Raw genomic sequence first — 24,359 nt, 5'->3', positions numbered from 1 at the left:
AATGAAAAAACAAGAAAATCAACCAATACGCTCTGATTCAACAGTGGCAAAAGGACTATTTGCTTTAGGTGGACTTTGGGCTGCTATTTTTGCTCCCGTGGTATTGGGTATCATTGCATTTATTATCCCTTTTGGTGATGCAATAACGCGTTCATCAATTCTTAAATTAGCCAACACTGAATTAGGCAAACTATTTTTATGCTTAATGATTTCGCTACCAATTTGGTGTGGATTACAACAGATTCTAACTTTGCTGCATCATTTCAACATACATCCCAAACGAGAAAAGCTACTAACTTTCTGTTTAGCATTCGCATGGACTGCTCATGCAATTTATATTTTATTTGTCAGAGTCTAAAGCTACTTTGATATTAATTTATTGGCGCTATCGATTACTTTTGATAACGCCATTTAAATTGGATTAATAATAGGTAATTTGTCGAACAATATTAGTCTGTTTGTTTTTTCTATTTTGTTTAGACTGACTTGCACTAAGCCAATCATTTTTTTCATTAAAAGTTAAGAAATCGGTTATATAATTTGTTGTATCTTTACCCACCATTGAATAAGCTGAATGAATGGCAATTAATCGGTTAATTTCATCAAATTGGTAAGAAAAATTACTTTCATTTTGGGTTTTATTGCTATATTGCGCTGACACTTTTGCTAATTGATGGTTTTGGTAAGTAAATGAATATACCGAGGCACCTTTTTGAACAGTTCCAACTACATCTCCATTAGCATTCAACTCTTTTAGCTGCCATTGAACATTTTTATTAACTAAACAATTGTTATTATCAAACTGATAATTGTCATTCTCAATAAATGTAAAATCAGGAGCCTTCTTTATTTGTTCCGACGCAATAATACGGCCTTTTTCATCTGTTTTGAATTGAATCGTACTGTTAGTTTTATCTTCAATATCTTGAATAACATTTTGCCAACCAAATTCTGTTTTTTGTAGATGCTCAGAATAAAGTTTTTCATTTTTATCAGAATAAAGGTCGTAATGACTTTCAGTAATTAAGCCATTGGAATCATAATTTAAACTATGTTTCGCAATTGAACGGATCGCACCTGTATCTGATGTGATTGTTGAAGTTCTAACTTCTTGTTTTATACCTTTAGCTTTAGAATCAATAAAATCTAATATTTTGAAGATATAATTATTTGCCTCAACTTTATTTTGCTCAACATCATCAGAACACGTTAATGCCATGACATTTATTGAGACAAATGATAAACATGAAGCAGTTAAAAATCGGAATACTCGTTTTTGCATAATTAACCTGTTTAATCTTTTTTACTAAATTAAATTTTTAATTATGGCCTATACCTAAGCCGTATAAATTTATTTTTTGCGCATTAACAATGCATCTTCCCAATTGACCTTTTTTTCTTCTTCACCATCATGCTTTTCAACCTTTTCTATATTTTCTTCTGTTTCAGCTTTCTGCGTTTTTTCCAGAATATCAGCATGAATTAGGGTTTTAGTCGCTTTTCTAGGTGGTTTATCTAAAAATGAAAGCAAATCTTTTGTATAGTCAGTTTCAGGCGTATAGAAGATTTGTTCACGAGAGCCTTGTTCAATAATTTTTCCCTCTTTCATCACAACAATTTGGTGACAGAAAGAATAAACTAAGGCAAGATCATGACTAATAAATAGATAGCTAAGATGGTGTTTTTCTTGCAATGATTTAAGCAAATTAATTATTTGCTTTTGAATAGTATGATCTAATGAAGAAGTTGGCTCATCTAAAATCAATAATTCTGGTTGTAAGATTAAAGCTCTAGCAATGGCAATTCGTTGTCGTTGTCCGCCAGAAAATTCATTAGGGTAACGAAAACGCATTTCAGGCTCTAATCCAACTTCTTGCATAATATCAATCACGGCTTGTTCACGCTCTGTTTTACTCAATTTCTTATGAGTAATTAAGCCTTCACTAATAATTTGTTCAACGTTTAAGCGAGGATTAAGTGAAGAGTATGGGTCTTGAAATACCACTTGGATTCGGCTGCGAAATGGTAATAATTTTTTAGCGGATAAATTCTGTATAGGATGGCTATCGAATAAAATATCACCTTGTGATTGAATTAAACGCAAAATAGCTAGTGCAGTAGTACTTTTACCTGATCCTGACTCGCCAACTATACCCACAGTTTCACCTTGGTGCACCGTGAAGCCAATATTATCAACAATTTTCTTCTTTTTACTACTAAATAATCGTTTTTGCGCGATAACTTCAACATTCAGATGATTAACACTGAGCAATATACCCGGTGTATCAGGTAAAGGAACGGGTTCACCACTAGGTTGTGAATTTAATAATGTTTGGGTATATTCTTGTTGAGGGCGCAAAAAGATGCGTTGTTTATTATTGAATTCAACAATTTGCCCATTTTGCATTACTGCCACTTTATCTGCCAGTTTTTTTACAATCCCCAAATTATGTGAAATAAATAGCATACTCATATTAAGTTCTTTTTTAAGTTCTTTGAGTAAATCAATAATTTGTGCTTGAACTGAAACATCTAAGGCTGTAGTTGGTTCATCGGCTATTAATAATTTAGGATGCGTTAAAATTGCCATTGCAATCATGACCCGTTGTCTTTCGCCGCCAGACAATTGATGAGGATAAGCAGAAAGTTTAGTTTTAGGCTCTTTGATTCCAACACGATCTAAATATTGTAAAATCTCCCCCCGAGCAACATTACGTCGCATACCACGATGTAATGATAGTACTTCGTAAAGTTGTTTTTCCACTGTATGTAATGGATTAAGTGATACCATTGGTTCTTGGAATATCATACTTATTTCATTACCACGAATTTTGCGTAACTCTTTTTCAGGCGCATGTAATAACGATTTATCCTCAAAAATAATATCGCCAGATGGATAGATCACCTGCTCTTTGGGTAACAATTTTAAGATCGATAGTGCAGTCACACTTTTACCAGAACCAGATTCACCAACTAATGCAACCGTTTCTTGTTCGCCGATATCAAAGCTAATATTTTCGACAATTTGACTTTGCAAGTCTTGACCAGTTTTAAAAGCAATACTTAAATCAACAATCGATAATAAAGGAGAACTCATTTATATACTCCTTTGTTTGGATCAAATGCATCTCTAATTCCTTCACCAATAAAAATTAAAAGTGACAATAATATAGAAATAACTAAAAACGAACTAATACCGAGCCAAGGTGCTTGTAAATTGTTTTTACCTTGTAGAAGTAATCGACCTAAGGATGGTGAATCAATGGGCAAACCAAAACCTAAAAAATCCAATGCAGTTAACGTTGAAATTGAACCACAAAGAATAAATGGTAAATATGTTAATGTGGCAACCATCGCGTTGGGCAACATATGTCGAAACATGATTTTACTATCACTCACTCCCATTGCTTTGGCAGCTCGAATATAATCAAAGTTACGAGTACGTAAAAACTCGGCTCGCACAATACCAACTAAAGCCATCCATCCAAATAATACTGTAATAGCTAATAACCACCAAAAATTGAGTGGTAAGATACTTGCAAGTAGAATAATTACAAATAATTCTGGTAATCCGCTCCAAATTTCAATGAATCGTTGTCCCAATAGGTCGACTTTTCCGCCATAATAACCTTGGATTGCACCGATAAGTACACCAATAATGGAAGTGAAGAAAGTTAAAAATACTGCAAAAAACATCGATATTCTAAATCCGTATAAAATATTGGCTAATACATCAAATCCAGCATCAGTTGTGCCAAGCAAATGCGTTTTAGATGGTGGTGTTGGAAATGTGCTAGCTGTATCATGAATTACAGTATTATAGGTATATCGGAATGGAGGCCAAAATATCCAACCATCTGATTCAATCTTATTTTGTACTGCGGGATCTAAATAATTAGTTTGCGTTTGAAACTGCCCACCAAACTCTGTTTCCGGATAAAAATGAAATATTGGCGAGTAATAGTTATTTTGATACTTTATGAAAATGGGGCGATCATTAAATATAAAATCAGAAAATAGACTTATTATAAATAATATTGAAAATAGCCATAACGAATAATACCCACGTCGATTGCGTTTAAATCGTTGCCAACGTAGCTGATTAATTGAATAGTGCATAGTCATCAGTTGCGAGCCTCAAAGTCAATACGTGGATCAATTAACATATAAGTTAAATCTGATAAAAGTTTAGTGAGTAGGCCAATTAATGTAAATATATATAATGAGCCAAAAATAACAGGATAATCTCGTTGAATAATTGCCTCATACCCTAATAAACCTAATCCTTTAAGTGAAAATATCGCTTCAATAAGTACAGAGCTAGTAAATAAAATTCCGACAAATGAGGTTGGAAAACCCGATACAATAAGTAAGGTTGCATTGCGGAAAACATGTTTATACATAATTTGCCTTTCACTCAAACCTTTAGCTCTAGCAGTCACAACATATTGTTTGCGAATTTCATCTAAGAATGAGTTCTTAGTTAGCATAGTTAATGTTGCAAAACCACTAACCACCATAGCAATAGTTGGTAAGCAAATATGCCAACAATAGTCTTTGACTTTGCCCCAAAAATCTAATTGTTCAAAATTATTTGAGATTAATCCTCGAAGCGGGAAAATATCCCAATAACTCCCCCCAGCGAAAAGGACTATTAGCAACACGGCTAATAAAAAAGCGGGTATTGCATAACCAATAATGATTAAAGTACTTGTCCAAAAATCAAATATTGAACCATCTTTAACTGCTTTACGAATCCCTAATGGAATTGAGATTAAATAAATGATTAATGTACTCCATAACCCCAATGAAATAGAAACAGGTAAACTTTTTGCAATTAAACTTAGCACTGATTCACTTTTGAAAAAGCTGTTACCAAAATCAAACTGAATAAATTGTTTCAATGTATTAATGTAGCGTTCCCAGATCGGTTTATCAAAACCATATTGCTTTTCAATCATTGCCACAATTTCAGGATCAAGACCTCGCCCGCCCTGATAATTTGATTGTTTTTTTTCTTCTTTTAATATTGTTGGGCTAGTTTCACTGCCTGGTAACAAGGTATGCCCTGCTTCTGGTCCATTTTCAATCATAGACAATGCTTGATCAACAGGACCGCCGGGTGCAATTTGTACAATAAAAAAGTTGATCGTCAAAATGATTAGCAATGTTGGAATAATTAGCAATAATCGACGGATAAAATAATTCAGCATATTAGTGTTCTCTATTCTTTGATAAGCTAGCTGCTTTATCTTCATCATACCACCAGCTATCAATTCCTATTGCATAAGTTGGTTGTTGGGTTGGCTGGCCAAATTTATTCCAATATGCATAAAAAGTTTTACTGTTATACCACATTGGAATCATCGGATATTCTTGAGTCAAAATTCGATCTAACGCTCGCCCAAGAGGAATTAATTCCTCTTGGTTTCCAACATTTTTAATTATTTCATTAATAATTGAATCAATTGCCTGATTATGTAAGCCTGAGCCATTATATGTAGAGTTTAAATATTCGGTTCCCCAAAAAATCATTAAACTTGAGGATGGATAATCTATCGAACTATAATTACGTGGCATCATATCATAATCACGTTCACGCATTCTGCGATTGATCTGCGCGTAATCAAGTGAGATTATATTCATTTTAATGCCTAAACGAGCTAAATTTTGCTGGAAAGGAATGGCATATTTGATGTCGTCACCAAGGTAAGTTAACAATTCAAATTCAAAAGGTTGTTGGGTTTTAGGATTAATTAATTTACCGTCTTTAATGATCCAACCTGCTTCTTCCAATAATTTAGCAGCTGTTAATAAGTTATTGCGATTAAAACCTTGCCCATCACTTTTAGGGATAGTAAAAGCTTCATCAAACGCTTGTTCAGGAATAATATTTTTATAAGGAGTTAACCATTTAAGCTCAAGTTCACTCGGTTTACCTTTGGCAGCATAAATAGTATTTTCAAAAAAGCTAGATGGTCTTTTATAACTATCATAATAAAATGCATGATTTAACCATTCAAAATCAAAAGCTAAGGTAATCGCTTTTCGAACTTTTATATCTTTAAAAAAATCTTTCTGCAAATTAAACGCTAACCATTTAGTATCTACAGCTGTTTCAACGATTTTTTCTTTTTTAATGATATCTTTTGAATCAAAGTATTTTCCTTGATATTGAGTAAACCAATTTTTCGGTTGTCCTTCACCTCGAAAATCATACTCCCCAGCTTTAAAAGCCTCTAAAGCTATACTGGTATCCATATAATAATCGATACGTTTTTCATCAAAATTATTTAGACCTCTATTAACTGGTAAATCTTTTGCCCAATAATCAGGATTTCGCTTATAAACGACATACTGTCCCATTTTATAATCACTAATATAATAAGGTCCGCTACCAATCGGAGGCGTACTTACTGGCTCGGAAAAATTACGATCTTTCCAATAATGTTCAGGAATAACATGCATATTACCAACAAAGGATAGTAATTTTTCACGGTCGGCTTCAGGTAAGTCGACACGAACGCGATAATCGTCTATGGCTTTAACATTTATCCCTTTGTTGTAAACCCGATATTGTGAAACACCTTCAGTCATAAATTTTTGAAAAGTAAATTCCACATCATGTGCGGTTATTGGCTTACCATCTTGAAAACGCGCATTAGCATTAATTTCTACCTCTGCCCAACGATAACTATCTGAATAAGTGATTGAGGTGGCAATTAGTGGATAAAAACTCGAAATATCATCAGCTGTTGTTGTAAATAGAGAATCATATAAGGAGCCGGAATAATGTTCAGGTGCGCCACGACTTGCGAAACGATTAAAATTATCAAAAGTCCCTATTTCATACAATTTAATAATTCCACCTTTAGGAGCATTGGGATTGACATAGTTAAGATGTTCAAAATTTTCAGGGTATTTAGGTTCACCTAACAATGAAAATATAGTTTTGTGATAAATATGTTCATTAGGTTGAGAAGGCTCAACATTATCAATTGATTCTATAGTCTCAGTTGAGGAATTAACCTCTTCTACCGTCTCGGTTTGCAACGTGAGATTTGAGTCTTCGGCATAAGCAGTCATTGAACAAAGGAATAATCCACTCAAACAGCTTGAGATGAATAACCTCTTAATAATTTTTTTTCTTTGACTAATCATCCTAATTTAGTTCCTGTTTTATCTTCAACCTATCAATATGAGATTTTACTTTAATTGAAAATTTTAAATTATCTAAAGTACTTAAAATAATACATAGTAAGTTAGCTATTTTGCCAAACTTCAATCAAATGAGCAAAACCTAATTAATAAACTTAATAGCTAATATTAATTATCCCATTAATATTTATCGATATTTGTTTAAGATATATCCTGCTATCGTTAACCGAATATTTTTTAGTACACAAATGTGATAGCCAATTAAAAAAAGTTGAGGAACGGGGTTTTTGAGTATAAAAATTTAGCAATTTAGCCAATATTCTTTTATTATTCTAATATTAATGGTGATACTCAGCTTCACATTTCAAACAATTGGCTGATAAATATAGGGATATCCTTTTTAATGTGCGAATCATTTTATCAATATTGGGGAAAGTGCCAACCAGTCGATCAATCAAGTGATTATCATCTTTTACCTTACCACAATTTAGATGTCGCCGCGTGTGGTTATCAAATAGTTAAACAAAATTTATTTAATTCATCACAATTATTTGAACAAATTGGCTTTTCTGCAAAGGATGTCGATCAAGCAGCGCTTTGGTTTGCTTATTTTTTAGCTTGGCATGATATTGGTAAATTTGCGAATGGATTCCAAGCATTATTTAAGCACAATCATCCACAGCTTGTCAGCGTCGATCCATCTAAAAGCTATTATTCCAGACATGATTCACTTGGTTTTTGGTTATGGAATGAATCACTTAAACACCAACCAAATATTAAGCTTGAACAACATAGTGAAGATATTGATGATTTATTTGACACATGGCTGCTTATTATGACTGGACATCATGGCAAGCCACCAGAACGAGGGGCAGATGGCAATTTATCATTTAATGAACAAGATAAACAAGCGGCTTTAGATTATATTATCGCACTGAATCAATTGTTTATTGTCGATAACAATCTAGCACACTATCCTTTTCATTTTTTTGATATGAATTATCATAAGAAATTAAAACAAATCAGTTGGTTAATTGCGGGTTTAACCGTAATCAGTGATTGGCTGGGCTCAAATGAACAATTTTTTCCGTTTTGTTCACAGCCCATGCCACTTGACGAATATTGGCACAATCATGCGATGTTGAAAGCCGAAAAAGCCATTGCCACTTTACCAACAGCCTCGCCAATCACTTCTTTTAGTGATATTAAAAATTTGTTTCCTTTCATTGAAAAACCAACACCACTACAGCACCAAGCGTTAACCTGTCAACTTTCTGATAATGGCGCAGAGCTTTTTATTATGGAGGATGTGACGGGGGCAGGAAAAACGGAAGCGTCAATGATTTTAGCACATCGGCTTATGACAGCTAAAAAAGCACAGGGTATCTATATCGGCTTACCAACGCAAGCAACAGCTAATGCTATTTATCAGCGTACCGCTCAAGTATACGAACAATTATATCAAGCTGATAGCCATCCTTCGCTGGTACTGGCTCATGGCTCTAGCTATATGAATCCGCATTTTACTCAAACAATTTTAAATCAGGATGATATTAGCCAGCAAAAATATCCCAAGGGTGAACAATCAGTGAGTGGAGAATGTAATGAATGGTTTGTTGATACTCGAAAAAAATCGTTATTAGCTGAAGTTGGGGTTGGCACGTTAGATCAAGCGTTAATGGCAATTATGCCTTTCAAACATCAATCGTTACGTTTATTAGGATTACGACATAAATTACTGATATTAGACGAAGTTCATGCTTATGACAGTTACATGGTAAAATTACTCGAAAACTTATTACATTACCATGCGTTACAAGGTGGCAGTGCTATTATTTTGACAGCAACATTACCTTTTTTTCTGCGTCAAAAACTGCTCAATGCCTTTTATAAAGGCTTAAGTGGCAATAAACAAGCTTTAGAATTAGAACAGTCATTACCTTTTCCACTCATGACACAGCTTAATCATAACGGCTTAGTTGAACAAGCGATTGAAACCCGACAAGAAGTTAAACGCCAAGTAAATATCGAATGGATTAACCATATTGAAGCAGGTATAGACAAAATCAGCAAAGCTATGCAACAAGGTAAAATTATTTGTTGGATCAAAAACAGTGTACAAGATGCGATTAGTCTATATCAACAAGTTCAACTCAATTTACAACTGGATCATACGCAAATCCTACTTTTTCATAGCCGTTTTGCGTATTGTGACCGTTTGGAAATTGAAGAAAAAACATTACAATGGGCAGGAAAAACATCGAATCATGAAATCCGTGCGGGAAAGGTCATTATAGCAACACAAGTGATTGAACAATCCTTGGATCTTGATTTTGATGAAATGATCAGCGATATTGCCCCGATAGATTTATTGATACAACGAGCTGGACGTTTACAGCGACATGTTCGCGATAAACAGGGTAATATCAAGCCATATGATGAAAAAAATCAATCGTTAGATGAACGCCATCCCCCTACCCTAACCGTGCTTGCCCCAGACTGGCAAGCTGAACCTAACGAGAATTGGCTTGACGAACCAGCCTTTCGAAATACCAGTTATGTTTACGCTAATCCGGCTCATTTATGGTATACCCAAAAAATACTATCCGAGCAAGGTTGCATTAAAATGCCGGATGATGCAAGGCAATTAATTGAATCCGTTTATGAACAAGATCTTGAACCACCAGCAGGATTACAAAAAGGTTATTATGGTGCTCAAGGAGCTAATTTAAGTAAATCATCAATCGCCAATCAAAGCGTATTAAATTTGAATGCAGGTTATAAGCGTGATTCAACAAATGGATGGGATAACGAAGTCGAAGTAGCAACTCGTTTATCAGAAGATAGCGTTGATATCTATTTAGCTTATCAACAAAATGGAAAAATTATTCCTTACTGTGGTAATGCCGAATATGCCTGGGAGCAAAGTCGAATTTCGCTAAGACGTGCAAAATGGGAAAAAATCAAAAATCAGATCCCTCAACTTGATCAAACAAGTTTAGAAAAACTCCGACAACAAATACATAGACCGAACGCTATTATTGTTTTAATTGATACAGAAAAAGAATCTTCTTTTTATTCTAAAGAATTGGGTTTTTATTTGAATTGAATTAGTTTGATTTAATTTAAAAGTAAACACTTTTAAATTGGAATGTATTGAATAAAATTTATCAAAAATTAAAAATTTAAATCAATTTGTTATAAAATTAACTTATTTCTTTATACTAGAGATGAACCGCAATGGGGCTGGAAATTAAAGACTGTCTTTAGTGTTCTCTATATACATAGGGATAAACCGTTTTGTTAGAATTGTATAGTATGTTTGACTCAGTGTTCCCTATATACATAGGGATAAACCGCGACTAATATCGCGTTCTTTCCATACAATACGGTGTTCCCTATATACATAGGGATAAACCGTTAACTAACTTTTAATGTTTTACTTCTAGTTTGTGTTCCCTATATACATAGGGATAAACCGTGTAAACCGCAAGTCGCAGTCTGATCGAAGGGGGGGGCTATATACATAGGGATAAATATAATAGCCACATATTAGTGACCGCAAATTAATCACATTGATTGACCAAAGCCAAAATATTTTGGATTGCGGTTTTTGCCTGATGGCTGTTTTTCCAACATGATGATCCGGTTAATAAGGCACCTTTATTCAGTATTTCAACTAAAGTAGTATTACGCAACTTTTCAAATGAATCGAATTCCATCTGTTGTAATCTTTCTATGATTTTATCGCCAACGTATTTTAGTTCTAAAAGGTGTTTCTTTTCTTGTTCTGAAAAAGCCATACAATTCCTTATCTTTTTGGGAATAAATGTTATGATTTTACTGATTTGAATTTAATTTTTTCCATTTTCTAATTTTAGCTCTAAAGGATTTAAATGGTGCAACAGAATTAATATGGATAAATCGTGCAACAGTCCATGCTGGAGGAAAAGGTTTAGTCCAATTACGCGTGTCTTTTATGAAAAGTGTACTATCATCTAATGAGTTAATCCAATTATTCCAGATAACAATTTTCTCATTAAATAATTTAATCAGTTCTTGTAATGAATAATCCTGATAAATCTTATAAAAGTGTTGATATAATGTGCCTAACTGATTCCATTTGTAGCCTTCTGCTGGTAATGTTGGGGTTTGTCCAGCAAGTTCAAGATCATCCCAAGACTTAACAAGATCCAACCATCCTAACTGATAAGCAATCATTTGACTTGGAGTTCGATCTACTCCATCTATTAACTTATCTTTATCTAGTTCGGATAATTCGCTGAATTCATCAATAAATAGCTTAGCAGTTTTATTTATCTCATCCAATAGATGCTGTTTGTTTTCATAATTCATCTTATTTATCTGCCTTATTAAAATGTTTCATTTCTTCATTAATAAAATATTTAACTAAGTTAGCATACAATTGTTTAATCACTTCACCATCAAGTCCCAACTCATTAGCCCAAAGCATACGTTGCTCTAACATACTGTTAAAACGAGCTTGAGCCTGCACATCAGTGACATTTTTTTTGAATTGGCTTGCAGCTTTAACATACTCGAACCGAGCGGCTAATAATTGAATTACCAAATGATCTATTCTGTCGATTTCAGCTCGAATATCATTCATATCACGACATTCATTAGCTAATATTTTTGAATGGTATTGAATCATATAGAGTACTCAATAGTGAATAGTTTTGCTATCTTAGCACTAGATATATGTATTTGAAAGAATTTGATTTAAGAAATGGGGAATTGGTGGAGCCAAGGGGGATCGAACCCCTGACCTCAACGCTGCCAGCGTTGCGCTCTCCCAGCTGAGCTATGGCCCCAAATAGGTAAAACTTTGGCTAATAATATGCAACTAGTTAGAGGGTGTCAAATAGTTTGGTATTATTCGCTTAAAAAACAGTCTAATAAAGCTCTGCCAAACCATGACAGAGCTTAAGTAGTTAATGAATAATTGCGTTTTGATCTGCACCTTCAACTTCAACTTTTGGTGGCATAAAGTGCTCACGTTTAACACCCAACTTAAGTGACATATATGCAGCCACATAGATTGATGATATCGTGCCTAACACAATCCCTACGCCTAATGTTTCAGAAAAACCTTTTAACATTGAACCGCCAAATATATACAAAATAATAACAACAGCTAAGGTTGTACCTGATGTCATTAAGGTTCGATGTAATGTTTGAGTTAATGAGATGTTGATCACATCGTATGGCGACGCACGTCGAATTTTTCTAAAATTCTCACGAATTCGGTCAAATACAACGATGGTATCATTTAGCGAATAACCAATGATAGATAACATCGCTGCGATAATAGTCAAATCTAACTCTCGATTAAATAACGATAAATATCCTGCGGTTATTACAACGTCATGCGCTAATGCGACAACAGCACCTGTACCAAATCGCCATTCAAATCGAAACGCAATGTAGATTAAAATACAGATTAAAGCAGCACAAATCGCTAATATTCCATCTTGAGCTAATTCAGTACCAACTGTTGGGCCAACGAATTCAATTCGTTTAATTTCCGCATTACTATCAATATTTTTATGCACTAAATTTGAAATTTTCATACCTAATGCATTATCAATCGTTGATGATACACTACCTTCACTTTGGTTGGCCGTTGGTAGTCGAATAATGATATCTTTACTGCTACCATAATATTGAACGATTGGTTCATGATAGCCCTCATCACGTAAACTGTTACGTAGGTCATCAAGGTTTATAGCTTTAGTAACGGTTAACTCAACAGTTGTCCCACCAGTAAAATCTTGTCCAAGATTAAATCCTTTAACAAAAATTATTACAAATGACGCCACAACTAATATCATTGAGATGGCAAAAGCAATAAAACCAAATTTTAAAAAGTCGAGGACTCTGCGGCCATGATTTAGCTCTCTAACATCATGATTTTCTTTTTTATCAACAATCACAATAAACCTCTAAATTGATAACTTATCAACACGACGACCACCATAAATAAGATTGGCCAATGCTCGAGTCCCTACGATCGAGGTAAACATCGATGTTACAATACCGATACCTAATGTAATAGCGAAGCCTTTAATTGAGCCAGTACCAACCGCATAAAGAATAACCGCAGTAATCAGTGTGGTGATATTGGCATCAAAAATACTACTCCAAGCACCTGCATAACCTTCGCTAATTGCGTGTTGAACACCTCGTCCGTTACTGAGTTCTTCTTTTATTCGCTCGTTAATCAATACATTAGCATCGACTGCCATACCTACGGTTAAAACTATACCGGCAATACCTGGCATACTCAATGTCGCACCTGGTAATAATGACATGGTACCAACAATCAAAATTAAGTTCGCTACCAGTGCAAGACTTGCAAATACTCCAAATAGGCGATAAACCACCAGCATAAATATGACAGAAATTAATAATCCCCAAACACAAGATTCTAAGCCTTGTGTGATATTTTCTTGCCCCATTGAAGGACCTACTGTTCGTTCTTCAATTATTTGAATCGGAGCAATCAACGCACCGGCTCTAAGTAATAATGATAAATTCTTAGCTTCATCAATACTACTTATGCCTGTTACTTGGAATCGGTCACTAAAAATACCTTGGATAGTTGCGACATTGATAACTCTCTCTTGTTTTTCAAGAATAGGTTTATCATTTTCATCACGTTTTCCAGTATCTTTATACTCGACAAAAAGTGTTGCCATTGCTTTTTTCAGATTTTTTTGCGTGAAACCAAGCATGGTTTTACCACCAGCACTATCAAGAGTGATAGAAACCTCTGGTTGGCTATATTCGTTTACTCTAAATGAAGAATCGGTAATATGATCACCTGTTAATACTACACGTTTATAAAGTAAAACTGGTCGGCCGTTTTCCATATATTTAATTTCAGAACCATATGGAACACGCATATTGCCGTTTAAAATTGCAGCTAAGTCAATTGAGCTATCATCATTCACTTGCCTAAATTCAAGGGTAGCTGTCGCACCTAAAATGCGTTTAGCCAATGCAGTATCTTGGATACCGGGTAATTCAACCACAATACGATCTGAGCCTTGGCGTTGAACAATTGGTTCAGCCACACCTAACTGATTAACTCGATTACGTAAAATGGTAGTATTTTGTTGAACTGCATCATTTTTCGCTTGTTGCAGTCTCTGTTGACTAACACTAATGACAATGCTGTTTTCATCTTGTGAAGTTAACTCATAATCTTGTAATCCATTGATCTTAGTAATAGCTTTATTTCGATCTTCAACATTATCAAATTGCATTGTTATTTGTTGATTAGGATTTTTGCTGATTGTTTTATATACAAGATTGTTTTTATTAAACTCTGCTTTTAAATTTTCAATCGACTGGTCTGTCAATTTACTTAATGCAGTAGTCATATCTACTTCCATTAAGAAATGAACACCGCCGCGCAAATCGAGGCCTAATTTCATTGGCTCGGCGCCAATCACAGCTAACCACGATGGTGTTGCTGGTGCTAGATTTAGCGCAACAGTATAATCTTCACCTAATTCTTGTGATATTAATTCTTTAGCTTTAAGCTGAGTATCATTATCACTTAATCGAATTAAAATAGATTTATTTTCATATACGAGTGATTTAGGTTCAATTTTGTTTTTCACCAAAAGTTGCTTAACTTTATCTTGCATAGCAACATTAATTTCGGTACCGTTTGAACCTGAAATTTGTATAGCAGGATCTTCACCATAAATATTTGGAAGCGCATAAAGCAGGCCGACGCAAATTACGACGACCAACATAATGTACTTCCACAAAGGATAGCGATTTAGCACGACATTTTCTCTTGTGGAATTAGATAATTAATACAATGAAATTTATTATAATGATTTCATTGTTCCTTTTGGTAAAACAGATGTGATAAAGTCACGTTTGATAACAACTTCTGTTGTATCATTTAACTCTAACGCAATATAACCATTGTCGTTAACTTTTGAAACTCGACCAATAAGTCCACCATTAGTTAATACTTCATCACCTTTAGAAATTGATGCCATTAACTCACGATGCGCTTTAGCGCGTTTTTGTTGTGGGCGCATAATCATAAAATAGAAAAATAACCCGAATACCACTAACATAATTGGCATTAAATAATCAGCACCAGGCTGAGCGCCATCGGCTGCATATGCATTAGAAATAAAAAAGTCCATATCGGTCCTCTTAATTATTACAAAAATATTAAAGTTCAGAATTATAACACAATAAATATGTCGATAATTAACTATTTCTTGTCAATGTCTTTTTAATCAATCTCAAGAAAGTAACAAAAATAATTAAGTCGTTAAATATTGAGCCATACTAACTAAGTTAACTAACCATTTTGGATAGACACCACATACAATCGTTAAAACTGCTGCAAGAACAATTAGCAATTCGCTCATTTTTATATCCTGCCATTTTAATCTGATGTTCGAATTCAGCTGCTCATCATTGGATGGTTTGATATAAAGGTTGAGAATAAGTCTTGCATAAAAATAAAGTCCTAGTGTGCTACCAATAACCACTGCCGCAATTAACCACCATAATTCAGCCGTTACACCCAACAATATTAGAAGGAAACGCCCAACAAAACCAGCTGTCAGTGGAGCACCGGCTAAAGAGAGTAAACCTATACCCATTGCTAATGCTAAAACAGGACGACGCCAGAATAATCCTGAAAGATCGACTTCGTTTTCATGATCCTGTAACTCGTTGGAATGTGATTCTAAACTGATCACGCCCAAAATACAGATATTGGCAAGAATGTAACCAATCAAATATACACCAATGGTTTCTAAGGCCAATACTTGATATTGCACCGCAATTAAAGCAAGTAATAAATAACCAAAGTGAGCTACGGATGAATAAGCTAATAAACGCTTTAAGCTACTTTGCATTAAAGCAGATAAATTACCCCATAGTATTGAACAAAAAGCCATAATCACCAAAATAATACGAATTGTTTCATTATTAACAATTGGCGCAAGTAAAAATAATCTGGCAATAGCACAAAATACTGCCACTTTTCCTACTGTTGATAATAATAATGCTACTACAGTCGGCGCACCTTGATAAACGTCAGGCAACCAAAGTTGAAAAGGTACCAGTGAAAGCTTAAAACCAATTCCCACTAATATTAAACAAATGCCAATTAATAATAATGTACTTTGATAATTCATGGTTGAAAGCTGGTAACTTAAACCACTAAATGTAAGCTCTCCAGTTGTTGCATAGTAGAAGGCTATTCCCATTAACAAAAATGAACTAGCTATTGCAGATAGAATCATATATTTGATCGCAGCTTCTAACGCATGTGTTTGTATATATTGATAACCGATCAATCCAATAAATGGTATCGAAAGTAATTCTAAGCCTAGGAAGAATGACATTAAATGACTTGCATAAACTAAAGTTACGCCGCCTAATGCCATAAGTAATAAAATTACATAGAATAAACCATGTACGACCAGTTCTTGTACAAACCATTGATAAGCGAGTGAAGCAACTACAATAGAAATAATCAAAATCAAACTGGTATAAAGTAATCCATAGCCATCACAGGTAAATAACGCTGTAACTTGATGAGCACGCCATTTATTATCAGTATTATCATCAGCTTGTGTAGTATCAATAACATTCTGAGGTGGGCCTACAAAATCTTGTTGAACCATAGGTTCAGAGTTCTGGTCATTTTGAGGGGATGATGTTTCCGTTGGAACTTCATCAACGGCTATAGTTTGCTCACTTGATAAATCAGTATCAGTTGAACCTTGTGAAGTAGGTACAGATATTTGCATATTGTCACTACTAATATCAGTTATTGCGGGTGTGTTATGAGAAATTTTAAAGCCTAGAATTGATGAACAAATTAAAGCGCATATCAACCCTGATATAGCTAAAATAGCGCATTTTTTAGTTCCTACTTTAAAAACAAAAAGCGCTATGAGCAAAACAATTATGGCAAAGCTCAATATGAATATTGGCAATAAAGCTATCATAAATTTTTACTCTCCCACTCGTTCTGCTGTTATATACTGCTGTGTTTGGTTGACAGTAGAATAAGATATATCTAACACTATCTTAGGGTACAACCCGATAAAAATTAGAACAATCAACACACTAGATAATAATAAAATATCTTTTTTACTTAAAAAGTGTTTGGTTACATCTACTTTATCAACTACTCCATAAAAAATAGGTTGCATACGAATAATTAAGGAAATTGACAGTAACAGCAACCCAATTACCAACAAAATTGTATAATATGAATAAGAGGTATAACTACCTAATAACATCATATAATTACCAACAAAATTAGCTGTGCCTGGTATGCCTAATACAGCTAACATAAAAAATAAAGTAAAAGAGGACAGATATCTCACTTGCTCTTTTAATCCAATAAATTGGTTTATATTCCGAGTTAAATAGCATTCAGCCAATAATCCGCTAATCATAAACATGCCAACGATAGCTAGGTTTATGGCTATCATTTGAATAACAACGCCTTGAAATGCTATTACAGATCCACTATAAATAATTGTAGTAACAAACCCCATTAACGCGATATGGATATAAGCAATTAATTTTTTTATATCTGTTTGGTTAAATGCTAGTAAAGCAGCATAAAAAACAGTAAACATAGCTAGTATTGAAATAACAGGCATAATGGCCAAAGACGCGTTTGGAAAAAGGGGAATTACAAAACGTAATAAACCAAATGTTGCCGTATTAAGTAATAAACCACTTATCATCATTGAACCACTTGTTGAAGATTCAATATGTGCTTCAATAAACCAATTGTGAAAAGGAACTAAAGGAATACGAATAAGGAAGGCTGCTAGAAATCCTAACATTAATAAAAATTCAGTATTACTTGAAATTGGTGTTTTAGTTAAAATTTGATAGTCAAAAGTCCATTGACCGGTTAAATTCCAATTAATTAGTGCTAATGAAACAATAGATATTAACATTAATAAACTACTTATTTGTGTGTAGATTAAAAATTTATTAGCACCATTGAAGCGTTGTGAATTTAAATCTCTCCTTCCCCACAATGAAATTAAGAAATAAATCGGAATAGCTACCGCTTCCCAGAAGAAAAACATCAAAAACAGATCAGTAATGACAAATAACATCATAATGGCTGATGTCATAAATAATACACATAAGTAAAACAACCCAAGGTTATTTAGGTTTTCTTTGCTAGAATAAATAATAACTAGTAGTACAATGAAAAGTGTCGAAGTAATTACTACCAACGATAAACCATCCAATAGAAGATGAAAATGGATACCAAGTAATGGGATCCAGTCATAATTAACCTCTTTACTCCAACTTGTATCTGGTTCTACATTTATTGCATTCGCCCATAAAATTATGGCTAATATTAATGTGATTAATATAGTCGTGAAAGCAACCATAATTGGTAAACGTTGCCAACGCAATTGTACATCAGTTGATACTACGATTCTTTGTAAGAATACTTGACATAACCAACCAATGAATCCGCCAATTACAGGTAAGAAGACAAGCCATAACAACATGAAAGTTCACACCTTTATTAAATAAAAATCAATAACATTAATATAATAATGCTACCTATGACCATTGAAACCATATACCATCGTATCTGTCCATTTTCTAGGCTAACAATATATGAGTTTATTTTTTTAATTCCCCACATTATCCAGTTGTCCCATATCGCTAACGGATCTTTTTTCAGGAAATCCGCTAAATAGATATAAGGTTTTACGAAGATATTGTTCAAGACAAAATCAAATCGCCAATTGCTTTTACATAATCTTCCTAAAAATTTGACCATCGGAGTATTAAGTATTTCATGAACCTCACTATTAAGATGCCCATAAAGAATATAAGCAATAACTAAACTCAATATAGTCACTGCACTTAATAATATCCGAAATGGTAACTGTTCCTGAGTATCAAGATGGGCTATTGGAATTATTCCTTGTATCGGCAATGGGAAATAAATAAATAATGCAGTAGTAAATATTAACAATATAAAAATTGGAAAATAATTTATCGTTTTAATTTTTATAATATGATCCATTTTATGGGTATGATGGAAAACTAAAAAGATTATGCGCCAAATGCCCAAACTTGATAATAAAACACCTAATAAACCTATGGTGCCAGCCATCAAGCTATCTTGTGCCATTAATCTCCAAATAATATCGCCTTTAATATAAAAAGATGCAGAAATATAAGGGAATGCACTAAGTGAAAGCATTATAATTAGAAAAATAGCATATAATATTGGGTTAGATTTTAATAAACCACCAATTTTGCTAATGTCTCTTTCACCTTGGCATTGTTTTAATAAAATTGCTGAAGCTAGTATTAATAATGTACTGGTTACAGAATAATTTATCAAACAATTTAATGATAAATTCCAACTTTGAGTTGAAAAGGCAAAAAATAGGTAACTAATTTGAGCTAAATTAATATAGGTTATAATTCGTTTTATATCATTTTGAACCAAAGCAATACTACTAGCAAATATAATAGTTAAAGATGCAAATAAAAGCATTATATAAAGTGTATCACTAGACATCATAAACAGATTGCTTAATCTTAAAACAAGATAAACTCCGGCCAATATGACAGTTGAAGACTGTAATAGAGCAACAGCTGGCATTGGTGCTAATGTGGTTTCTGTGAACCATGTATGCATTGGAAAAAGAGCCGATTTACTCATAGCGCCAAGGAACAACATAATGGTGATCCAAAAGATAATATCTGAATCGATAGCTAAATCGTTATGTGCTTTAAATAAAATCTCGCTGATTTTTAATGTTTCTACTGTTTGATAAAGTAAAAATATACCAATAATTAGAAATATGTCGGTTAAATGCATCATAACAAAAGCTTTAACTGCAGCATAACCATTACGAGCCTGTTTGTAATAAATACCAATAAGTAAGTAAGTGCTTATACTCACACCTTCCCAACCGAGTAGCATCACAAACAAATTATCAACAAGCACAACTGTTAACATGCTAGTTATGAGTAAATTACTATATGCATAGAAAGTATAAATATCTTCCCGTGATTTTAGATAACAGGCAGCAAAGATAGAGATCAATAAACCAAAGAAAGAAATTAGCACTAAAAAAGTTAGCGATAACCCATCCAAAGTTAAGGAAATCGGAACTTCAAAATCACCGACAGAAAACCAAGTCCATAGATTTCTTGTATAAACGAGTGTCATATCTGGGACGGTATTGGTAGAAAAATCAATACATGAAAATATTGTTATTAAACCAACAATAAATATAGTACTAATTCCGATTAACTTAACATTAATGGATTGTATTTGTCGCCCAAAACAAACCTGTATTAGAAAAGATAGTAATGGAACAATGATAGTTAAATAAAGTAAATTCATCCTTTCATTTCGCTCAATGAATCAATATTAAAGTTTTTACGTCGATAAATTAATTTAACAAGTAAAGCAAGCCCGACACATATTTGAGTTAAGACAGTAATTACAGCTAAGATAGCTAAAACGCCACCATCTGATTGCTGCCAATAACTACTCGCGACAAACAAAGCTGCTATTGCTCCATTATTCATGATAATAAGGCTTAATAATAAAAAATAGAGATTTCGTCTAATCATTACACCTAACAGCCCGATTACAAACAAGATAGAAGCAAAAATTAGCCCATGCATAAGTGGTATCACGTTATTTCTCCGAAAACATTCGATGCATAAAATGATAAGATATAACTACTGCACCTAATAACAAAAATGCAGCTAATTCCGTCATCAAAATATAAGCATAGATAGACATTTGATGCATTAATTCATGTGTTTCTTTAAGTTGTGAATAGTCAGTGCTTACTACACCATATATAAGAATAACTAACAATATGAATGCCAAAACTAATGGCCCCAACCAAATCTTAGGACTTATGCCATGTTTATTATTTTCAACATTATCATTACGAATTTTAAGCTTTAAAGAAACACCCCAAAAAAGGATTATGCCACCGCAAATAAAAAAGAGGATATATAAAGCAGCTGAAATATATGTTTGTAACAGAATAAATATTAATGCTGATGCAAAAAGTGAAATAGCGAGATATAAAATTGCCTTCTCTACCCTTCTACAAAAAATCACTTTTAAACTAGCAATAATAGCTATTATCGATGCAATATAAAAAACAACGATCATTAGATAATCCAATACTTATTCATAATGATATTAGTATATACCCAATCGACGACAATATACAGTTTACTAACGTTTCGTTAATACAAAAAATTCTTTCTAAATAATTTATTATCTTTATATAGTCAACAGAATGTTATTTTTACCAAATATAATAAAAACGATGGAAATAATAAAAACTATAAGATTTTATTATTTAAATTCAATACAACATTGTTATAAAGTATATATCCTGAGCAATTAACTTATATTTATACCTTTTTCTTTAATTTTTGGTCATACAGCTTAAAGGCTCTTAGGCAAAATATAAACAAAGTAGAGAATAGAATGAATAGCCAATACTCATCAATGCGAAGCAACGTCAATATGCTAGGTACATTATTGGGCGATGCAATTAAACGAGCAACAGGGAATGAAACTTTCGATTTGGTCGAAAAAATAAGGCAGTTATCAAAATCAGCTCAGCAAGGTAACAAACAAGCACATAATGAATTACTAAAATTGATTGAAAATCTTAATGATCAAGATTTACTCCATGTTGCACGTGCGTTTAATCAATTTTTAAACTTAGTTAATACTGCTGCTGAGTATTATGGAATTTCACCACATGGGGAAGCATCGAGCAGCCCTAAAAAAATGACCGAATTATTTAAAACACTTAAAAATTTAAATTTTGCGCCTAAAACAATTGAACAAGCTATTGATAATTTATCTATTGAGTTAGTGCTTACTGCACATCCAACTGAAATCAATCGCCGAACAATGATTAATACTTATACCGCTATTAATAATTGTTTGTCACAACTTGATCATAACGATTTAGCGGATTATGAAAGAGAACGTATCATGCGTCGCCTTAAACAACTTGTTTGCCAAGCATGGTACACCGACGAAATTCGTAAAAAACGCCCTACTCCTCTTGATGAAGCTAAATGGGGATTCTCTGTAATTGAAGATAGTTTATGGGAAGGTGTCCCGTTATTCTTACGTGAGTTTAATGACCAATTAGTTGATGCATTCAATGCTGAACTATCTGTTGAACATGTTCCAGTGAAATTTACCTCTTGGATGGGGGGAGATCGAGACGGCAACCCAAATGTAACAGCTAAAGTTACAGGAAGGGTGATGTTGCAAGCTAGATTAAAAGCAATTGAACTATTTTTAGCTGATATTCAAATTTTAGTTCGTGAATTATCAATGACTGAATGTAGCCAATCAGTCATTGAATTATTAGATGAACAAAATAAAACAGCATCAGAGCCTTATCGGGCTGTAATGAAACAGTTACGTTCACGTTTAACTAAAACCCATAGCTACATAGTTGCATTATTAAATAATGAACAAGTTTTAGCACCTAATGATCTTTTAATAAAGAATGAACAATTATGGACACCACTTTATACATGTTATGAATCATTAATTGAAAACGGAATGTCAACTATTGCTCATGGCCCACTATTAGATACATTAAGACGTATTAAAAGTTTTGGATTGCAATTAGTTAGATTAGATATACGTCAAGATAGTTCAGTGCATACTGAAGCGTTAGACGCCTTAACTAAAGAGTTAAACTTAGGCAGCTATGCTTCATGGTCAGAAGAAGAAAAACAAGAATTTTTATTAACCGAATTACAATCTAATCGACCATTACTACCCTATAATTGGCAACCAGATGAAATGGTTAAAGAAGTATTAGACACTTGCCGTGTTATCAAAAAAGCAGGTGAAGAATCGATTGCGTCTTATGTCATTTCGATGGCAAAAGCACCTTCTGATGTCCTAGCTGTTTACTTACTTTTAAAAATTGTTGATTGCCAAAAAAATATTCCTGTTGCGCCTTTGTTTGAAACCTTAGAAGATTTAAATAATGCAAAATCTGTTATGCAAAAGCTTTTAGATATTCCTTGGTATCGTGAAAAAATCAATGGCAAGCAGATGGTTATGATTGGCTATTCTGATTCAGCAAAAGATGCAGGAACTCTCGCAGCATCATGGGCACAGTATCGTTCACAAGAAGAATTAGTTAATTTATTTGAACAATATAATGTTAACTTGGTGTTATTTCATGGTCGTGGAGGTTCAATCGGACGGGGAGGCGCTCCTGCTCATGCAGCTTTACTGTCACAACCACCAGGATCATTAAAAGGTGGCTTACGTGTTACAGAACAAGGAGAGATGATTCGGTTCAAACTTGGTTTACCTGAAGTTGCACTTAGTAGCTTAATGCTTTATGCATCAGCTATTTTACAAGCTAATTTATTACCACCTCCTGAACCGAAGCAAGTCTGGCGTGATATTATGGACGAAATGTCTGATTATTCATGCCAATGTTATCGTAGCTACATAAGAGAAAAAGCTGAATTTGTTGATTATTTTAGATCAGTTACACCAGAAACCGAACTTGGAAGATTACCTCTAGGCTCTCGACCACAAAAACGTCGTACCGGTGGAGGAATAGAAAGTTTACGAGCAATTCCGTGGATTTTTGCTTGGACTCAAAATCGCCTAATGGTTCCATCATGGCTAGGTGCAGGAAGCGCACTTAGGCAAGTTATCAATGAGGGCAAAAAAGAACAACTTAAAGATATGTATCATAATTGGCCATTTTTTAATGCCCGATTAGGTATGTTGGAAATGGTTTACGCTAAAGCGGCGCCGAATATTCATGAGTACTATGAACAAAGGCTAGTTTCTCCTACATTATGGCCATTAGGAGAGGAGTTAAGAAATTTATTAACCGAAGATATTAATACCGTATTAACGATTACTGATGATATTAGCTTGATGGCAGACTTACCTTGGATTGCGGAGTCTGTTGCATTACGTAATACATATATTGAACCACTTAATTTATTACAAGCAGAATTATTAAGTCGTTCTCGTAAAAATGATAACGAAAATACTATAGTTGAACAGGGATTAATGATTACCATTTCTGGTATTGCGGCAGGAATGCGAAATTCAGGATAAGAAAAAA

19 protein-coding genes and 1 tRNA gene are annotated in these 24,359 nt (G+C 33.7%); 3 read left to right on the top strand and 17 right to left on the bottom strand.

From position 1 onward, the window contains the following. Window position 1: 1 nt before the first annotated feature. Complete coding sequence (frdD, locus tag J3U27_RS00265) at window positions 2-358, top strand: fumarate reductase subunit FrdD (RefSeq protein WP_065562411.1); 357 nt, start codon at window positions 2-4, stop codon at window positions 356-358. Window positions 359-421: 63 nt separating this feature from the next. On the opposite strand, the gene J3U27_RS00260 is transcribed toward frdD, so the two are convergent. From J3U27_RS00260 to J3U27_RS00240, 5 genes are all read right to left on the bottom strand, one after another. Continuing rightward, window positions 422-1,282: a hypothetical protein gene (locus J3U27_RS00260; protein ID WP_267330011.1), complete on the bottom strand. Its 861-nt coding sequence runs from the start codon at window positions 1,280-1,282 to the stop codon at window positions 422-424. Between the two features lie 69 nt (window positions 1,283-1,351). Further along, window positions 1,352-3,097 (bottom strand): microcin C ABC transporter ATP-binding protein YejF, encoded by a 1,746-nt coding sequence (gene yejF, locus J3U27_RS00255; RefSeq protein WP_065735186.1) that lies wholly within the window; start codon window positions 3,095-3,097, stop codon window positions 1,352-1,354. Beyond that, window positions 3,094-4,125, bottom strand: coding sequence for a microcin C ABC transporter permease (locus J3U27_RS00250; protein WP_267330009.1), 1,032 nt, complete (start codon window positions 4,123-4,125; stop codon window positions 3,094-3,096). Before J3U27_RS00250 ends, yejF begins: the two co-directional genes overlap by 4 nt. Next, window positions 4,125-5,213: a microcin C ABC transporter permease YejB gene (locus J3U27_RS00245; RefSeq protein ID WP_324169996.1), complete on the bottom strand. Its 1,089-nt coding sequence runs from the start codon at window positions 5,211-5,213 to the stop codon at window positions 4,125-4,127. Before J3U27_RS00245 ends, J3U27_RS00250 begins: the two co-directional genes overlap by 1 nt. Before the next feature lies 1 nt (window position 5,214). Beyond that, window positions 5,215-7,161, bottom strand: a complete 1,947-nt coding sequence (locus tag J3U27_RS00240; RefSeq protein ID WP_267376505.1) for an extracellular solute-binding protein — start codon at window positions 7,159-7,161, stop codon at window positions 5,215-5,217. Window positions 7,162-7,561: 400 nt separating this feature from the next. Here J3U27_RS00240 and cas3 point away from each other — a divergent pair, with 400 nt between their 5' ends. Beyond that, window positions 7,562-10,267 (top strand): CRISPR-associated helicase Cas3', encoded by a 2,706-nt coding sequence (cas3, locus tag J3U27_RS00235; protein WP_267376502.1) that lies wholly within the window; start codon window positions 7,562-7,564, stop codon window positions 10,265-10,267. Window positions 10,268-10,724: 457 nt separating this feature from the next. Here cas3 and J3U27_RS00230 read toward each other — a convergent pair whose 3' ends face one another. The 12 genes from J3U27_RS00230 to J3U27_RS00175 all read right to left on the bottom strand — a co-directional run bounded on the left by J3U27_RS00230 (window position 10,725) and on the right by J3U27_RS00175 (window position 21,385). Continuing rightward, the gene (locus J3U27_RS00230) at window positions 10,725-10,961 is read right to left on the bottom strand and encodes a hypothetical protein (protein WP_267338159.1); all 237 of its coding nucleotides are present in this window, start codon (window positions 10,959-10,961) and stop codon (window positions 10,725-10,727) included. A 37-nt stretch (window positions 10,962-10,998) separates the two neighbouring features. Further along, entirely contained in the window at window positions 10,999-11,514 is a 516-nt protein-coding gene (locus J3U27_RS00225) for a ClbS/DfsB family four-helix bundle protein (protein ID WP_065735182.1), read from the bottom strand. Between the two features lies 1 nt (window position 11,515). After that, window positions 11,516-11,833 carry a chorismate mutase gene (locus J3U27_RS00220; protein WP_065735181.1) on the bottom strand — a complete coding sequence of 106 codons (318 nt, stop codon included), beginning with the start codon at window positions 11,831-11,833 and terminating at the stop codon, window positions 11,516-11,518. Between the two features lie 84 nt (window positions 11,834-11,917). Then, window positions 11,918-11,993: transfer RNA gene (locus tag J3U27_RS00215), tRNA-Ala, on the bottom strand. 120 nt (window positions 11,994-12,113) lie between these two features. Continuing rightward, window positions 12,114-13,112, bottom strand: a complete 999-nt coding sequence (secF, locus tag J3U27_RS00210; RefSeq protein ID WP_065562478.1) for a protein translocase subunit SecF — start codon at window positions 13,110-13,112, stop codon at window positions 12,114-12,116. Between the two features lie 12 nt (window positions 13,113-13,124). Continuing rightward, the gene (gene secD / locus J3U27_RS00205) at window positions 13,125-14,981 is read right to left on the bottom strand and encodes a protein translocase subunit SecD (protein ID WP_081303426.1); all 1,857 of its coding nucleotides are present in this window, start codon (window positions 14,979-14,981) and stop codon (window positions 13,125-13,127) included. 45 nt (window positions 14,982-15,026) lie between these two features. After that, the gene (gene yajC, locus J3U27_RS00200; protein ID WP_065562420.1) at window positions 15,027-15,356 is read right to left on the bottom strand and encodes a preprotein translocase subunit YajC; all 330 of its coding nucleotides are present in this window, start codon (window positions 15,354-15,356) and stop codon (window positions 15,027-15,029) included. A gap of 123 nt (window positions 15,357-15,479) precedes the next feature. Then, window positions 15,480-16,982: an NADH-quinone oxidoreductase subunit N gene (locus tag J3U27_RS00195; RefSeq protein ID WP_176713976.1), complete on the bottom strand. Its 1,503-nt coding sequence runs from the start codon at window positions 16,980-16,982 to the stop codon at window positions 15,480-15,482. Window positions 16,983-17,189: 207 nt separating this feature from the next. Then, entirely contained in the window at window positions 17,190-18,728 is a 1,539-nt protein-coding gene (locus J3U27_RS00190; protein WP_065735177.1) for a complex I subunit 4 family protein, read from the bottom strand. Between the two features lie 17 nt (window positions 18,729-18,745). Continuing rightward, window positions 18,746-20,593, bottom strand: a complete 1,848-nt coding sequence (locus tag J3U27_RS00185) for an NADH-quinone oxidoreductase subunit L (RefSeq protein WP_267330001.1) — start codon at window positions 20,591-20,593, stop codon at window positions 18,746-18,748. Next, entirely contained in the window at window positions 20,590-20,892 is a 303-nt protein-coding gene (nuoK, locus tag J3U27_RS00180) for an NADH-quinone oxidoreductase subunit NuoK (protein WP_065562424.1), read from the bottom strand. The genes J3U27_RS00185 and nuoK overlap by 4 nt, the downstream gene beginning before the upstream one ends. Window position 20,893: 1 nt before the next feature. Continuing rightward, the gene (locus J3U27_RS00175; RefSeq protein WP_065562425.1) at window positions 20,894-21,385 is read right to left on the bottom strand and encodes an NADH-quinone oxidoreductase subunit J; all 492 of its coding nucleotides are present in this window, start codon (window positions 21,383-21,385) and stop codon (window positions 20,894-20,896) included. A gap of 324 nt (window positions 21,386-21,709) precedes the next feature. On the opposite strand from J3U27_RS00175, the gene ppc reads away from it, so the two are divergent. After that, window positions 21,710-24,352 (top strand): phosphoenolpyruvate carboxylase, encoded by a 2,643-nt coding sequence (gene ppc / locus J3U27_RS00170; RefSeq protein ID WP_267376499.1) that lies wholly within the window; start codon window positions 21,710-21,712, stop codon window positions 24,350-24,352. Window positions 24,353-24,359 lie beyond the last annotated feature (7 nt).

The sequence above is a fragment of the Gilliamella sp. B2911 genome, from assembly GCF_026536965.1.
GTDB lineage: Bacteria > Pseudomonadota > Gammaproteobacteria > Enterobacterales > Orbaceae > Gilliamella > Gilliamella apicola_E.
The sequence above is the reverse complement of the archived record's forward strand: the minus strand, read 5'-3'. Positions and strand labels throughout refer to the sequence as shown.